Annotated in this window: 11 protein-coding genes and 1 tRNA gene; 1 reads left to right on the top strand and 11 read right to left on the bottom strand. The window is 40.3% G+C overall.

All coding sequences use genetic code 11. The features are described 5' to 3' along the window. The 11 genes from FFM84_RS06230 to yycF all read right to left on the bottom strand — a co-directional run bounded on the left by FFM84_RS06230 (position 1) and on the right by yycF (position 16,058). A complete protein-coding gene (locus FFM84_RS06230) occupies positions 1-1,725 on the bottom strand; it encodes a type I-E CRISPR-associated protein Cse1/CasA (RefSeq protein ID WP_130844476.1) in 1,725 nt (574 codons plus the stop codon). Next, on the bottom strand, positions 1,718-4,471 hold the full coding sequence (gene cas3 / locus FFM84_RS06225; RefSeq protein ID WP_130844477.1) for a CRISPR-associated helicase Cas3': 2,754 nt from the start codon (positions 4,469-4,471) through the stop codon (positions 1,718-1,720). The genes FFM84_RS06230 and cas3 overlap by 8 nt, the downstream gene beginning before the upstream one ends. Positions 4,472-4,638: 167 nt before the next feature. Continuing rightward, positions 4,639-5,181, bottom strand: a complete 543-nt coding sequence (locus FFM84_RS06220; RefSeq protein ID WP_130844478.1) for a plasmid pRiA4b ORF-3 family protein — start codon at positions 5,179-5,181, stop codon at positions 4,639-4,641. Positions 5,182-6,619: 1,438 nt separating this feature from the next. Beyond that, entirely contained in the window at positions 6,620-7,516 is an 897-nt protein-coding gene (locus FFM84_RS06215; protein WP_130844479.1) for a hypothetical protein, read from the bottom strand. A 337-nt stretch (positions 7,517-7,853) separates the two neighbouring features. After that, a complete protein-coding gene (rlmH, locus tag FFM84_RS06210) occupies positions 7,854-8,333 on the bottom strand; it encodes a 23S rRNA (pseudouridine(1915)-N(3))-methyltransferase RlmH (RefSeq protein WP_130844480.1) in 480 nt (159 codons plus the stop codon). A 557-nt stretch (positions 8,334-8,890) separates the two neighbouring features. Then, positions 8,891-10,162 carry a S1C family serine protease gene (locus FFM84_RS06205; protein ID WP_130844481.1) on the bottom strand — a complete coding sequence of 424 codons (1,272 nt, stop codon included), beginning with the start codon at positions 10,160-10,162 and terminating at the stop codon, positions 8,891-8,893. A gap of 114 nt (positions 10,163-10,276) precedes the next feature. Continuing rightward, entirely contained in the window at positions 10,277-11,092 is an 816-nt protein-coding gene (locus FFM84_RS06200) for an MBL fold metallo-hydrolase (RefSeq protein WP_130844482.1), read from the bottom strand. Between the two features lie 185 nt (positions 11,093-11,277). Continuing rightward, entirely contained in the window at positions 11,278-12,144 is an 867-nt protein-coding gene (locus FFM84_RS06195; protein ID WP_130844483.1) for a two-component system regulatory protein YycI, read from the bottom strand. Between the two features lie 12 nt (positions 12,145-12,156). Next, a complete protein-coding gene (locus FFM84_RS06190) occupies positions 12,157-13,482 on the bottom strand; it encodes a YycH family regulatory protein (RefSeq protein WP_130844484.1) in 1,326 nt (441 codons plus the stop codon). Beyond that, complete coding sequence (gene walK, locus FFM84_RS06185; RefSeq protein WP_130844485.1) at positions 13,463-15,337, bottom strand: cell wall metabolism sensor histidine kinase WalK; 1,875 nt, start codon at positions 15,335-15,337, stop codon at positions 13,463-13,465. Before walK ends, FFM84_RS06190 begins: the two co-directional genes overlap by 20 nt. Before the next feature lie 13 nt (positions 15,338-15,350). Then, positions 15,351-16,058, bottom strand: a complete 708-nt coding sequence (gene yycF, locus FFM84_RS06180; RefSeq protein ID WP_130844486.1) for a response regulator YycF — start codon at positions 16,056-16,058, stop codon at positions 15,351-15,353. Positions 16,059-16,381: 323 nt separating this feature from the next. On the opposite strand from yycF, the gene FFM84_RS06175 reads away from it, so the two are divergent. Then, a tRNA-Lys gene (locus FFM84_RS06175) sits at positions 16,382-16,454 on the top strand. Positions 16,455-16,573: the final 119 nt, after the last annotated feature.

The raw sequence follows: 16,573 nt of genomic DNA, 5'->3' as shown, positions 1-16,573 counted from the left end.
TCACTCCTCTGGTAGCTTAAGATGTATTTTCAAATTATACATTAGGTCCCTTTTAGCTGTAAAAACATTGATCAGCCCCTGCTTACCAGGGATTCCTTTAATATCTCTAAGTGAGCTTGTTTGCATAACTTCATCAGCTGCATTTAAAACAATACCGTTAAGTTCTCTTTTCCATTCAATAAGTCGCTGATCTTGCTTGTTCTTGTCCTTATAGTTTAGTTTAAGCAACCACTTTTTAAATGGCTCATTCAAACGTTCATAAAACTTGGCACTCATATCAGTAGCAAATGAACGCACGTCAATATTACGAATCTGACTGATTTCACTGACAAAGTGCCGGTAATCAGCGCCTACAACTTGTGTCACTTTAATCGCATCCTCAATTCGAATCGGCCAACTTTCAGTTAACGCTGAATCAAAGAGAATCCCTGTCTGCATTTGCATATCATCCATAATCTCAATCGCTGGCATTTGTGATGATTGATTATCACCGCTAACCAGTACAATTGAATTTAAAACCAACTGCTTCTCAGGCTTGATCAAGTCTTGATCTTGTAATTTCCACAACCATTTTACAATGCCAGGTGTGCGTACTTTGTCATCATGATAAACATTGACGTATTGACCAAATTTTTGCCACATTGAAGTCCCAAGTGACGACAAACTCTTAATTACCGGTTGATAATCACCCGTTTTTTTATCTCTTTTCCACGTTGTCATCGGTTCAATAAAAGCATTATTACGATCAAACATCGGCATTCCAGCACTATATATCGTCGGCTGTCCAGTATCACGCCATTCAATATGCAAAAGCCGCGACCAGCTCGTATACAATTCGGCCAAATTATTTGGTAGGATTTCGTCAATTCGATATTGAACGTACTCATTGATGCTGTGATACTCCCAGACCGGCTTTTGTAACTTTGGCTCCCAATTAGCCTTATTTAAAATTGAATCATCCAAAATAAGATTCAACATTAACGTTTCAAATAATGACTGGCCTTTGGCAAAAACTGGATTAATATGGTAAATCCAACCCGCCGATTTTGAAAATGCTTCTTTAGTGACAATTTTAGTTTTATCCGTCACACCAGTGAAATTTTGATAAGTAATCACCCATCGTACTAATTCATCTAAGGGAAGATCATCTTTGGTGCTTTCAGACTTGGGCGCAAAAATAGCTGGCGTATTACCACTTTGTGAAATTTGCCGATTAATTTGTCTTACAGCCACTTGCCCTGTGTGCGTATCAATCCTTTTACCAGCTGGAACCACCGCATCATAATCCATCTTAGTCACTTGATAAAAAGGCCGGTCACCAAAAAAGTCAAAACAATCTGCATTATCTTTTAAGTATTGCGTCACTGCTGCTGTAAAACGACCACCTTGATAAAGCGTCTCCCAAGTATTCATTAAATCATCTTTGCTATCATCCAGATCAATCTCTTCTTGGTCGATTTCCCAATTCCGTGACAATTTTGAATCAGCCTTTATCCATTCATATGGCTGATTATCGGCATCAACCCGTGAGTATACGGTCGTCAAAATCGCTAATAACAATCGAAAAACAGCTAAGTCTTGACTATGCATTTCACCAGCTAATTGTCGATAATCGGCTGCATACTCAAACAACTTAATCAAAGAGACCATCTTTTCATGATTAGTTTGACGGTCAATAACTTTAATCCATGGATCCGTCGTTAAATTAAACTGTTTACTAGTCATCTTTACCCTCCTTTACATACTGTAACCCAAGTTCTGAAGAATACGACAATCTCCAATTCATAAAACTTACTTCTAAGTTCTCATCTAACGGTAATACTAATGATTCCTTGAGCCAAGTATCATGTTGCCATTCTGGAAACTGTCCTTCGATTATTTTTTCTAATTCATTGATTGCTTTATCAATGCACTTACCTTTTGGTGTTATCGCAGCCGGAAGTCTAACAACCTGTTGTGCAATTTTATACGACGATACATCATTTAAGCGCTGACCATCTAGTAAGAAATTACCATTCTCAGTCTGTTGTATCAGAATGACTTCTAATGTTTCCTGGATATCCCGCACTGCTGCGTTTACCCTTTGAGCATCCTTACGACTAACAATAAATTCACGATCCAACCAATCATGAATGGTCTTTCCCGCCTTCAAACTTGGTTCACTAATTTGAAATTTGCCAGCTCGATCTTCTTTCTGCCTAACTTTTTTATCAAAATCTGCTCGTATCGGCTCAATTCCTGATATTTCAGTATCAGTATTCTCATCATAAACTTTTTGAATAAGTGGCGAAATATCTGCTGGTAAATCGATTGTCTCAGGCAAAAAGTGGACCGTCTTCATCAGCAAGTATTTACCATAAACAGCTTCATTGCCTCCACCATAATTGTTAGCATCTTGAATACCCATAATGTAGACTCGGGGTTGCTTTAAGGCAGCCGGACGAACTAATGAATGTCGATGCAAACGCCCAATCCGTTGTAAGATAAGATCCATCGGTGCTATATCGGTATAAAGGACATCAAAATCAATATCCAAGGATTGTTCCAACACTTGTGTTCCGATCACGATTAGTTTTTCAGGCCGATCATCATTTTTACCAATTGCAGCCAGCAATTCAGCTTCATATTTTCCACGATCAGTTGCTAAAAAGGCCGAATGTAAAAGTATTAGTGGCACATTATCTGGTACTAGTTGTGCTAACTCTTGAGCTCGGCGAACTGTATTGACAATAATACCAGCAACGCCACCACCATCGAGTTGTTGGACAACCTGATCCATGAGTCCGTTATTTGAAAGACTTAACCGCTCAACTTGAACGCTTACTGATTTTTGATTGATGATTGGTTTAGTTTGCTTAATTTCACAGCCATCTAAAATACTAAGCAACGGGTAAGCCTGTGTTTCTTGCCAATCCTGCTGTGTATCTAATTGTTTTCTACATTTTTTACCGTATTTTCCTTCAACATATGCGTCTATCAACGCTTTACGCTTAGCCTTAGGAAGCGTCGCCGACAAAATAATAATTGGTACATGATACGCCCCTAGCCATTCGATCACCTTATAGAGATATTGATTCATATAAGTATCATAAGCATGAGCTTCATCAATGATGACAACTTTCCCGCTAAAGCCCAAGTGCCGTAAAAACAAGTGTTTCTGCTCCAGTCCCATTAGTAATAAATTATCAATGGTCCCAACGTCAAATTTTATTAAATTCTTTTTCTTACCCGAAAACCAAGGACTTTCTCTGGTTACACTAGCATCGCTATTCCAATCAGGTAATTGTAAATATTTAAGATTGAATTCTGATTTTCCATGGCTCAACCCAGCAGCAAATGTTGCATTTTGCTGTTGCGCTATGTACGTCATCCACTGCACAACACGCTCAAACATTGCATTGGTTGTCGCTTGTGTGGGTAACCCCATAAAAATACCATCCCGTCCCGTTTTTTGAGCGAGTTTTTCAGCTGACAGTAAGGCTGTTTCTGTCTTGCCACTTCCCATAGGAGCCTCAATAATGATCATGCCTGGATCAAGCGTCTTATCAATGGCCGCCGTCATTATTTTTTGAATCAACCGTTCCATAAATCCCCAACGCGCTTGATACGGATCTATCTTGCTAATATCGATAGGGCTTGGTCTCCATTGATCATCTGATCGCCAGTTAGTCATAGCGTTCTGTAAACGTATCATCGAATTATCTTCGTCCCAAGTTTGATCTAAATCAATCAACGGAAAAAGTGGTACTGTCTGGTCTGAATCCAAATATTCACTGGAAGCTAACCAATCAGCCATGATCAGCAATCCTTCTAAAACAATCGCTTGTGGTTGCTTAATCTCTGGTACTTCATTAGCTGCCTGATAGCCAGCAGAAGCCAACCCATACTCGAATAACTCACGCTGAACATGTCGCCATGGTTTTTGTATTTCTGTATTATCTGGAGCCTGATAAAAATTTGCGGGATACTGTTCAATCGGATTGTGTGATCGTGTATTTTGTGCAGTGCTCTCTGGCCTACCATGATGCCCACCAATAATGGCGCCAATCGAAACTGGAAGTTCAAAATTTTCAACAAGTGCCTCACCAGCTTTTGCATGTAGTGTCTCATCAGGTGAAGCTAAGTACTTCTCATCCAAGTCACAAAAACCAGCTTCTAATAATTGCGCTTTCATTTTTTTGTCCAATGAGGTGTCTCCATCACGCGACTTTTTAACCTGAAAGACCGGCGTGGCTTTTCCCAAGTCGTGTAAGAATCCAACTAGACTTACTAATTTTTGAGTTTCTGTTTTTGATAACTCCCCACATAATAGCTGACGTTGCCCTGGACTTAGCCAGTGATCGAACAACCAATTGATGACGTTTTGCGTGTCGGTTAAATGTGTAATCAAAGTTAACCAATATTGATGTCCATTTTCTGAACGTTTTTTAGCCCACAAAGCCGCCGCTTGACGTGATACTTCCAATCTCATTTTGTGCCTCCTATCGGCATTCATCTACTCATAATGTAGCATTAAAATCGCAGATAATACGCTATCTATATGTAATCAATACACACTTTACAAAATTAATACATTGACAGTGTCTAGTCCATTTAATTAACTAGAAAAAGTCAACCGTTCATTAAAGTTGCTTAGTTTCATAAGTTAGGTTTTGGCATCAAGCCTAAATCATCAGCACAAATTAACTGTTCCCCGGCCTGTGACCACAACGCCAGGCGCGCATTTAATTCACGCCGATCAAATGGCAATGCCAACTTGGCAGACCCGCCATCTTCGGCACAATTAGCACCTCGGCTCCAGTTACAACTAGGCACTTGAATCGTTGTCACATCATCAAATGTTAGTGTCCGTTTTAAAGTGATTTCATGTTGCCAATCTGCACCAAAATCGTAAGTATAAATAACCTTATCATGTTGTAAATCAGGGTAAACGTAGGCTTGGTCGGCAGGAATACGTTTGGCAAAATAAGTCATATCATTATTATAGGCACTGTATTCTAAATTCGGCCGATGTGCTAGTCGAAAGCTGTACAAATGATAATTCATCCAGCCAAAGGTCAATTGAATCAAGACATGCAGCTGATCATACCGAATAGTACTGGGTACAATTAGTTTGCGTGAAACAGCTGGTTTGACCTCTTTTAGTTTAATCATAATTTCAATTGCAGCAATTGCTTCCATGTCTTTCACATTCCTTATATTTAGGTTTGGCAAGATTTGTACACGCTTACATTGCGTTCCATTTTAATCTGTTCTTGTGGGCAATAAAGTTCTTTCAGAAAAAACATTCCACGTTTTAAATTAGGTAATAGCTTCTCTCTTCTGTTACTATAATATGGTGTTTTATTTTTTACAATACATTATATGGTTATAATAAAAAATAATTTCAGATGTCAACTCATTAAACAAAAAACATTTTACACATATTATATATATACAGTAACTGCAGAACCATGGTTATGCAAGAATCACCCCTACGTATGTAGGGAACACTACTAAATAAAGATACTTTCAATACATGATATGAGGATCATCCCTACATACGTAGGGAAAAACTGATTATCGCTTTTATATGGCTTAGTTATTAATACAAGAAAGGATTCACCACGCCAACCCTCAAGTATAAGTATTCAAGGATCATAAAACTATTTTCGCTTTTTCAGTATACAATATTAAGTTAATCAAAGTCTAAAAAATAAGTTTTAACGTAGCATTTCAAAAGTACTGATGTAGCCACTAGCTTTTCAATCGGGATCATCCTACATACATAGGGAATACGGTGCATCACCATCGCTGAGTAAAGCCATCGATTTACATAAGCTTGCATTTTAAATATATCCCAAATCTCATTAAAAAAAATAAAAAGCATCGCATCCCAATCTTATCCTATAACGCCTCAACTCATGACTCCCCCATTTCAAACAATTTATCTTTTCATTCTGTCTTAAAAATATCTAAACCATGGTAAACTAGTCTTCAAAACTAAGAAAAGTATTAAAATTAAAAATTATTTTTACCAGCTACAAAATGGTAGCTTTGAACAACTAAAGTCGCCACATTACAGACGAATATCCTTAGTTCACGAATCCTGAAATCGGATTATCAAGCTGGGCTAGTCGCAACCGGTGGTGCATAGCAAATCACCCCTGCTGGTGCCCTGAAAAGATTAAACAACCACAATATCTGGTTAATTTTAATTACGGTACTTTTTATTCTAGTGGCAACACAGCAATCAACAATTTACTAGCCAAATTGTCCCACGTAGCATTCAAATTACATTCGATGGCTATCTTGAGGTCTACAAAAACACTGCCCAGGCCAATAGTGTTAGTTATTATCGTCAACCAGACAGTTCCGTAAAAATTTAACGTGTCACCGTTAATACCGCGTACAACCATTTGACGACAGTGACGATGGTCCATCTCTATACGATCACCAGCAAAACTTACTACACCCATTAGGTTCAGTAAGCGGCTAAAAATAACCCTGATTAATCCTGTCTCATTGTGTGAGCTAGATTGATCAGGGTTTTAGTTTGAAGAGATTCACATTTTTAGTTATGATCATCTTATTTGTGACAAGGGCCTCTTTAACACGTTAAAACATAAGAATAATACCCTTAATTACTACTTACCAATGTATTAATATGATCCATTGCGCTACTTAGCAAACCTTTATCTTCAGCCGTGAGATATGCTATCATTCCTGCACTCAGATACCCTTGTAAAAAGAAACTAACCTTTGGTAATATTTCAATAAGTAACTCCTCTGGTGTTATTCTTATCGAATCTACTACAGATAAACGTTTCTTTTTTCCTTTTACCTTTATTTTATGATGGTTTTTTCCTTCAAATACCCCTTTTCCTAAATTAAAGTGAATATCCGCATGACTATCGGCATTTCTTAAAATACTATTCCATCCTTCACTTAATAGTAAAAATTGTTCATCATAGTCCTGATCTCGAAAACTTTGCAATTTTTGTGAGCTCGTTAAAGACGAAAGCTCTAATAAATCATAGTCTTTTCCATTTGCAATTCTTAAAATCGCTATTAAAAAAGCCAATAGTTTCATATCGTATTCAAAGCCATCTGAAAAAACTCTCAACGCTGCCTGAGCAACTTCCAATCTGTCACTTGAAAGTCGTGATCCCTCTAACTTGTGTACTTTATTTTTAAATATCTGATTACTTTCTTGATACCGCAAATATGAACTGAGTGTTTCTAGTTCTGGATGCTCACTATTACCAGTAATACTGGTAGATATTAGATCTGCTACTGCTTGTGAATTTCTTTTAAATCCAGCGTCAAAGAGTCGAATAAAGACTGCCGTGACTTCCGCTAGTCGATGTACATCTTCGGCTTCGTCAAACATTGCCAGAAGAGAATTATAATTTGATTTCACTGTACTATCATCACTCCGCTGTGCTAATAGTTCCTGAGATTTATTTCCAAAGAATCCCTCTTTAGTTAAACCGTCTAGTTCTTTCAATGCTGATGTTAAAGAATCATTATTCATACTACCATCTCGCCTCTTTCAGACAAAAAATTTCTTGAACTTATCGTAACTACTCCCATTTTCCCTAAAAATATCACAAAATCATAAATACACTAATACAGGTGATAACACCATCTAATTATCGTCGATTACTTGCTTTCCTGATAAAGTGGCTTTTGTATATTTTTATCCATTAAGTAAATTCACCAAACTATGTCCGAGGTGCGGCTCTAAACATATTGTATTTACTGAGCAACGTTGAACTACACGTTAAATGATTTAACTACTCCATACTGCCATTCTCATCTAAAAGGTCATATATGGCCCCTTGGCTATCATAATTGCTACATCAATAGCGTCACTTATGATAAGGACTACCAATATTAATCATAAACGCCCGATAAACCTGCTCCGACAGCACCAACCGCATCAACTGATGAGGCAACGTAAACCGCCCAAACGAAATCTGCGTGTCCGCGCGCTTCAACACTTCCGGCGCCAACCCTAATGACCCACCAATCACAAAATCAATGTCGCTGTGACCATACGTCGTCAACTTGTCGATTTCGGCAGCGAATTCTTCACTCGTCCGTTCCTTACCTTTAATCGCCAACGCGTACACGTAATCGCGATCTTTGATCTTATCTAAGATCCGTTCGCCTTCTTTAGCCATCACATTAGTCATCTCTGCGTTACTTAATGACTCGGGGGCTTTTTCATCGGGCACCTCGACGATTTGGAATTTTGCAAATTTACTCATCCGTTTCGCATATTCCGCGATCCCCTGTTTAAAATATTTCTCCTTTAATTTCCCGACACAGATAATTTTGATGTTCATAATTAACCACCTTTACACAAGTTATCAACATAGTTATCCACAAGTGGATAACTAGTCTTTCTATATATTGTGTTAAACGTATGTTCGCCACAATATTTATTTATTTATCGTTTGTCAATACCGCGTCGACTTATCCACAGTTATCCACCGCAACATTTGTTCGCCTGGCAACGTCAACAATTCAGTATTGCCAGCGATTACAGCGATTTAAAAACATCGATTATTTTTTAATCCACAGCCCAGAATTGCATCTGTGGATAACTTTTAAACAACGTCAATTGCCCGTCTGACGGCGCTATTTTATTTTACCACGTTCGTCGCCAAAGTTTTTCCCGAAGTTGTCCACACTTTTACCCTAACGCCGTGACCGGTTAAAAATGGTTATCGAACCATCACCTGCGTTCGTTCGGATTCTTTCATAATTAGACCGGTTTCATCGCCCGCAACCGCTTTTTTGAAAAGCGAATTTTCGGCTTTTCACGAATTAACGTCAAAATCACTAAAAAACGCGGTGCCAGGACATTTTCCTGACACCGCGCTTATGAAATTCTCATTTATTAATTCGATTGTTTAGTCAACGTTTTGGTGGTTTCAGTTAACTTCATCGTGGTGCTCTTCAGCTTCCCATTATGATAGTACTTCACGCTAACCGTATCGTTGACACTGTGTTCATACAACGCTGTCCGTAAGGTTGCTAAGCTCGTGATCTTTTTACCACCTAATTCGGTAATCACATCATACTTAGTCAGCCCGGCTTTCTTCGCTGGTGAACCAGAGTAGGTCTTCATGATAACGACCCCTTTGGTCACACTCGTTGGTAACTTCAAGACGGATTTACGATCACTGGCTTGAATGCTTGATAAGTTATAGGTCGCAACCCCTAAGGCTGGTCGAACCACTTCACCATTCTTAACCAACTCATTGATGATCTTCACAACTTCATTACTTGGAATTGCAAAGCCCATCCCTTCAACGCTAGTCCCAGAACTATCAGATGATAACTTCATTGAGTTAATCCCAACAACTTGACCCGCCAAGTTAAAGAGTGGCCCACCAGAGTTCCCAGGGTTGATTGCAGCATCGGTTTGGATAACCGTTGCATACCCCGTTTGTTGACCAGACGTATTAGTCGTGGCAATGGTCCGTTTCTTCGCAGAAATGATCCCTTCAGTCAAGGTCGTGGCATAGTTTGAGCCTAATGGCGACCCAATGGCTAAGGCAGTTTCCCCAACTTCGATATTGTCGGAGTTCCCGAAACTAGCAGTCTTGGTCACTTTCGCTGAATTAATCTTCAAAACAGCCAAGTCGGTTACTGAATCAGTCCCAACGATTTTAGCAGTTAACTTCGTCCCATTACTCATAATGACCCGGACGGCATTGGACCCACTCACCACATGGTTATTCGTGACGATATAAGCCACGTTACCACTCTTCTTGTAGATAAGCCCTGAGCCTTCGCTATATTCCTGTAGCTTACTGCTACTGCTGCTAGAGGAGCTTGAACTCGACCCACTACTATCAGATGAGCCATCATCGCCACCTAAAATTCCACTCCAGCTACTTGAACTACTTTGCTTTTGGAGATTAATAACAGAGACCACAGCTGCCTTGTTGTTCTTAAAGACTTTCGTGGCTTGCGAGCTCACATTAACTTTCACATTGGTCGTTGAAGTTGAGCCCGACTTATTTGAACCGGTCGGTACACTGGTTGAAGACGTGGTGACATTATTATTACTAAAGTAGGTAATCCCACCATAAGCAATCCCACCACCGAGTAATCCGGCTACTAAGGCCGTTACAGCGACTTTAACTAATGAATTATTTGCCATAATTTCGCGTCGAAACGCGTTCCCTCCCAACTAAATCTTCTATTTTAAAGACTATTTTAGCGAAATTTTGTGATTTTTCTATGACTGAACAATTGTGGAATTATTAATTCGTGATCATAGCGTCACTAATTTCGTCGCCTGTTCTGGTTCAGTGTCGTACAGTTGAAAATCGTGATCAACACCAAAATCATGTTCCGTCATCATCGATGCGACCGTTAAATGCGCCAACGTTTTCAAGTTATTATCTTGACTACGGTGACCTAAATAAATCTGCTTGGTCCGATTACCAATCACATCCATCAACGCATTAGCGCCATCTTCATTGGATAAATGTCCTTCATCACCTAAAATGCGTTGTTTAAGCGGCCATGGATACCGACCCATCCGCAACATCTCTAAGTCATGATTACATTCAAACAAGTAACCATCCGCATCTTTAATGACACCTTCGACGTGTTCAGAAACATAACCAGTGTCGGTCAAGATCACAAACGACTTACCGGCATGGTGCAATTCATAAAACTGTGGTTGGGCCGCATCGTGTGACACACTGAACGACTCCACGTCGAGGTCCCCTAGATCTAACGTCGTATCGGGGTCAAAGACATGGCATAATTCTGGTGGTACTTTACCAATTTTATGCGCCATCGCATCCCAAGTTCCTTGATTGGCATACACATCTAACCCATATTTACGGGCTAAAATCCCAGCCGAATGACAATGATCGGTATGTTCATGAGTCACAAACAAACTGTCGACTTCATTGATATCACGACCAATGGAGGCCATCAAGTTGGTAATCTTCTTGCCACTCAACCCGGCATCGACGAGGACTTTATGTTCCGGCGTTTCAATATACGTGACGTTCCCAGTACTGCCGGAAGCTAACACGCTGATTTGCATTTGATCTGTTGCTAATTTCAATACCATCTTTTAGGTTCTTCCTATCTCTGAAAAAATCAGCTGTTTACATGATCAATGATACACGCTTTTATGAGGCTTGAAAAGTTTCCCGCCACTAAACCAAAACGTGCGATCAAAGTCCGGTTGTGCCTAAACAAAGATCACAACACTAAAGGGCCCGAGACAAAAGTCTCAAGCCCTTTATCATGACACTATTCAGCATTCCAAATCATCCCGGTAGCGACTGAACTCGCACTATCGGCACTGGATGAATCGCCATTCGTACTCGTCTTCATCGCCGCACCAGTAAAGGCGTTAATTCGCCGCAGACTGATATTGGAACTATTCTTACTCCGCACCGCAAAGACCCACGTCGGCACATACACGCTACTGTCTGTTAGTTTCAGCAGTCGTGAATACCCGAGCTTGCCCCAAACGATTCGCGAGTTATTTGACACTTGGTTATATTGATACAACGCCACTAAAGCTTTCTTTTCACTAATCGTGACGGCTTTTTCACGCAACGTTTTGACATTATTCAAATAACCTTGCGTGTAACCAATCAATTGATGATTTCGGTTAACCGTAAAGTGAATTTGACCAGTACCCGTCAAGATCTTGCCATCGGCCACTTTTTGCACGTAAACGTAATCACCACTAGACGACAAATCTTCACTATAAACGTACTCCGTCCCATGAATCACATTGGTCGATTGCGCAATAAACTGATCAAGTGATTTTTCCGGATGATCTGCATTCACCGCCACCGTCGTTCGCAACGTACTGGAGACTTTGCCATTACTGAGTAACCGCGTTGCTTGACCACTCAACTGACTTAAGTGGGCTTTTAAGCCACTATCGTTATTCCCCGCGATATAATAACCCGTATTTTCCTTACTACTTGGATTACTAAAACTAATATTATCATCGCGCATTTCGTGAATAATGGTGGCCGTAGTACCACTCGTCGATTTTGTATTCGACGTACTCGAACTCGTTTGAACAAACATATAGGCTAAGAAAACATCTAGCACCACGAAGGCGACTAAAAAGATCCATTCAATTCTTCGAAAGTTCATTTTACGGCCCCCTTACGATCCACTAAGCATCGACGTGTAGGTCCGCCACTTATTATTGTAGTAGACGTAGTACGTCGGATTGAGGTCAATGACCAACTTGGATGATGTGTTGCGAGACCAATGATAGCCAAGTTCGATGCTACCGAGTTTACTTTGCTTATACCCAGCTGCTAACAATTGTTTTAGCACCGTCGTTGAGCTTGGTAACGTCACAGATTGTTGCTTACCCGTTGTTGGCACTGGAACTTGTAAACTTTCCAGTGAGAAGAAATAACGGTCTAGACTATTGGACGTCATTTGAATCCGAACGTCACCATTTTCCGTTTGATTAAAGATTGGGAACCCTTCGACATAACTCCGATAAATCACACTATTGCTAACTGAATCATAACCATAGTACCGAATATTATCCATTGGCAAGCCAATGCTGACCAAATGGTTATAACTTTTATGCAATTGTTGCGTCAACGACAACTGACGTTTTGTCCCCATATCGCTATAATCTTCATACTTCACCGTGTTAGATGTCGTATTAACGGTCATTTGCTTGTATGATCCGATCGTATATTCCTGTTCATGCTTGCGATTATGCACCGAAACTGACGATGTCCCATCAGCATCCAACAACCGGTTCGCCAATTGGCTAGCCGATAGTTTATTCAACAAATAACTATATTGCTGCATTTTAACCGGTCGCGTATAGTCCAAATACGTTGAATTGTTATGATAGACCATTTTCACCGGAATCGACTTCACACTGGCCGTATTCAAGGTTTTGTCCATCGTTGTTAATGTTTTTTTCTTCAAATGCACACTATAAATCTGATGTTTGCTATCATTCAACAAATAGAGATGGTCGGTATCATTGATTGGAATGACAATTCGGCTAAATTCCGACGCCTTATAATGCTGCAAATTCTGATTAAAAATCGTGTTAAATAAGCTGATCGTGACACTATCTGGGAAGTTCAAAATATAGGAATCTTGCCCGTTCAGTAGTGCCGTATAACTTTTAGACGACGTAATATGGACCTTTGAAATACTATCCGCTTGCCACTTACTGATTTGCGTTTTAAATTGACTAACTAGGCTAACATTTTTATTGATCAGCAATGTCTGTTTACCTTGCGTATCAGTATAAACAAGCTGGGTTGGCAAATAGATATCGTCCATGGTCCGCGTTGCTAACGTCGAGTCGGAACTGGCGGTACTAACTTTACTCTCACGACCATAACGCGACGGATTAGTCCAAATATACACTGACAAACCGACACTAAGTAGGATCAAGAATCCTAAGACGATCGGTAAGATTAACCGGCTAAGCTTGCGAGTCATCATCCCAAAGATCCTCCTCTTCATAAGGTTCATATGGCAAGGAAATGTAGAATGTTGAGCCATGTCCTTCCACACTATCAACCCAGATTCGACCACCTAGCATTTGGACAACTTCTTTAGAAATTGCCAAACCAAGACCAGTCCCACCTTGAGCCCGTGACCGCGCCTTGTCTACCCGGAAGAACCGGTCAAAGACATGTGCTAAATCGGCCCGTGGAATTCCTAAGCCTTGGTCAGTAATACTGATGATGACCTGATTATGCGTCTCTAACAAGCGACACGTAATGACCCCACCATCAGGTGAGTACTTGATCGCATTATTCATAATATTATCTAAGACTTGCGTAAACTTATCGGTATCAATTTCAACCCACAAGTCACGTTTGGTAAATTCTCGTTTGATCGTGTAATACTTAGCTGGGTTATCATCTTTTTTCAAAATCATATCGAAACGATTCAAGACATAGTTAAACATTTCATTGATATTGACCAACTCCATATCAACTCGCGTTGTCCCAGAATCCATTCGTGACAAGCTCAACAGTTCATTGATCATCCGAATCATTCGGTCCGTTTCTTCTTGCGTCACCTTTAAAAAGCCCGGTGCGACTTCGGGATCTTGCCAAGCCCCATCACTCAAGGCTTCAATATAACTCCGCAAACTCGTTAACGGTGTCCGCAATTCATGTGACACGTTTGAAACGAATTGTTTACGATCATTGTCGATCTTTTGTTGTTCCGTGACATCATGCAAGACACAGACCAACCCACTAATAAACCCGGATTCCCGTTGAATCAGTGAGAAATATGCATTCAAAATAAGGTCACGATCATTTGACGAAAAATCCAAGGTTAATTCATCTTGGTTTTCGATCAAATCCCGTAACGAATAGTCATCGCGAATCTGAAGCATGTCTAAAATGGAATTACCGATTGCTTTTTCAGCACTGACATCCATAAAGTCCGACGCAGTCTCGTTAATAATCGTAATGTTCCCGCGACGATCGGTAGCAATGACACCATCACTCATATGCGCCAGGACACTATCCAGCCGCCGTCGTTCCGCTTCGGTCGATTCCTGGGCCTCTTCCACCCGAATCGACAAGTTATTAATCGCGCCAGCCAATTGACCGAGTTCATCATCGCTATAAACGCGCACTTGACCCGCGTAATCGCCACGCGCAATTCGTTGCGTCTGTTGCTTCATTTCTTCAATCGGTTTGGTAATCGCTCTGGCAATCACAATCGCAATCGCTAAACCAAGCACAATCGCAACTAGTGACGCCCCCGCAAAGATCACCATAATATTATTAATCGTGTTATAGACGGACTTCATATTGGCCCGCACGTATAAAACCCCGACTAACTGACTATTATTTCCCGTTGTACTGGAGTTATACAATGGCACCACCGAAATATAGTACCGACTATTATTTTGCGTATCATAGGTATTTTTCGTATACGACCGGTTATTATAAATGGCATTCTTAACGTTACGGTCCGTAGTCTTTTGACCAATCACCGCTTGATCGTTAATGTCGTTAGTTCCGCGAATAATCCCTTTATTATCAATCACTTGAACTTCATCAATATTGGAATTATTGATATCCGATAAAATCGACTTAATCTGCGAATTGGCCTTACTTGTGTTGCTAGTCGCCAGTTGTTCCGCAATCGAATTATCCACATACGACTGAATTTGGACCTGACTCTTAAACTGCCGCAAGTTGGTATCTTCCAACTGCCGCACAAAAATCGCCCCAACAATTTCCAAGGTAATTAATAGTAATAACGCAAAAACGAGCGCAATTTTAAAATTAATCGACTTTAAAAAATTTCTCCGTTTAAATCTAAACACGGTTCAATACCCTCTACTCATTTTCTGGATTGCGGAGATAATACCCAACGCCCCGCCGCGTCACTAACCATTGCGGATGACTGGGGTTGTCTTCAACTTTTTCACGTAAACGCCGTACCGTGACGTCGACTGTCCGAACATCACCGAAGTAGTCATAGCCCCAAACCGTTTGGAGTAAGTGTTCCCGTGTCATCACTTGCCCAATATGTTGGGCTAAATAGTGGAGTAATTCAAATTCTCGGTGCGTTAATTCAATATTATCGCCCCGCTTAGAAACCATGTAGGCATCGGGATGGATCACTAAATCACCGATTTCAATGTCAGAATTGGTTTCTTCTTCAACAGCTTGCGCAGCTGGCGCCCCTTGACGACGTAAATTAGCCTTGACCCGGGCCACTAATTCCCGGTTTGAGAATGGTTTCGTGACATAGTCATCTGCGCCAAGTTCCAACCCAAGTACTTTGTCGAGTTCAGAATCTTTAGCGGTGACCATAATAATTGGCATGTCATAGTTTTTGCGGACTTGCCGGGCAACTTCGAGCCCATCCATTTTTGGTAACATTAAGTCTAAGAGGATCAGGTCTGGATGGACTTCATCAACTTTTTGTAGCGCTTCTTCACCATCAGCGGCCACATGGACTTCATAACCTTCTTTGGTTAAGTTAAACTTCATAATATCTGAGATTGGTTTTTCGTCATCAACGACTAAGATTTTTTTCATTACGATTCTTCCTCCTTAGGGGAAAACAAACGGTCTTTTTTAAATTCTCGAATAGTTGTAACGGTTTTTCAGCCTTAAAAGGCTCCGTTACGTCAGGTGGCTAAAAAAGTTTCTTTCAGCACTGTTTTAAGTATATCACAAATATAACTTGCTTTCTTTGTTTGCTAATCCCGCCATTTAAAGGTATTTCCCGGGAAATGATTTTTGAAAACGCGGACCCATTTATCATGATTATGCTGATAAAATGATCTTTTTCAAAAAAAATTTCAAAAACCTATTGTCAGAAGTCCAGATTCATGATATTATATTTTTTGTTGAGTTATGGGCAGTTAGCTCAGCTGGCAGAGCAACGGACTCTTAATCCGTGGGTCCAGGGTTCGATCCCCTGACTGCCCATCATATAACCACACTAATCAGTTTTCACGCCGTGATCATCCACCGTGAAGGCTGATTTTTTTGTGTCGTTATTTTGAGCAAAAAACATGACAAGCACTTGTTTCTCCCGCATACTGGAT

The sequence above is a fragment of the Lactiplantibacillus mudanjiangensis genome (assembly GCF_005405385.1).
GTDB lineage: Bacteria > Bacillota > Bacilli > Lactobacillales > Lactobacillaceae > Lactiplantibacillus > Lactiplantibacillus mudanjiangensis.
Note: the sequence above shows the minus strand (reverse complement) of the source record. Positions and strands in the feature narration are given on the sequence as shown.

What these genes read in the sequence shown, in the direction of transcription:
- FFM84_RS06230 (WP_130844476.1), bottom strand. Translation starts at nt 1,725, where the DNA reads ATGACTAGTAAACAGTTTAATTTAACGACGGATCCATGGATTAAAGTT.
- cas3 (WP_130844477.1), bottom strand. Translation starts at nt 4,471, where the DNA reads ATGAGATTGGAAGTATCACGTCAAGCGGCGGCTTTGTGGGCTAAAAAA.
- FFM84_RS06220 (WP_130844478.1), bottom strand. Translation starts at nt 5,181, where the DNA reads ATGGAAGCAATTGCTGCAATTGAAATTATGATTAAACTAAAAGAGGTC.
- FFM84_RS06215 (WP_130844479.1), bottom strand. Translation starts at nt 7,516, where the DNA reads ATGAATAATGATTCTTTAACATCAGCATTGAAAGAACTAGACGGTTTA.
- rlmH (WP_130844480.1), bottom strand. Translation starts at nt 8,333, where the DNA reads ATGAACATCAAAATTATCTGTGTCGGGAAATTAAAGGAGAAATATTTT.
- FFM84_RS06205 (WP_130844481.1), bottom strand. Translation starts at nt 10,162, where the DNA reads ATGGCAAATAATTCATTAGTTAAAGTCGCTGTAACGGCCTTAGTAGCC.
- FFM84_RS06200 (WP_130844482.1), bottom strand. Translation starts at nt 11,092, where the DNA reads ATGGTATTGAAATTAGCAACAGATCAAATGCAAATCAGCGTGTTAGCT.
- FFM84_RS06195 (WP_130844483.1), bottom strand. Translation starts at nt 12,144, where the DNA reads ATGAACTTTCGAAGAATTGAATGGATCTTTTTAGTCGCCTTCGTGGTG.
- FFM84_RS06190 (WP_130844484.1), bottom strand. Translation starts at nt 13,482, where the DNA reads ATGATGACTCGCAAGCTTAGCCGGTTAATCTTACCGATCGTCTTAGGA.
- yycF (WP_130844486.1), bottom strand. Translation starts at nt 16,058, where the DNA reads ATGAAAAAAATCTTAGTCGTTGATGACGAAAAACCAATCTCAGATATT.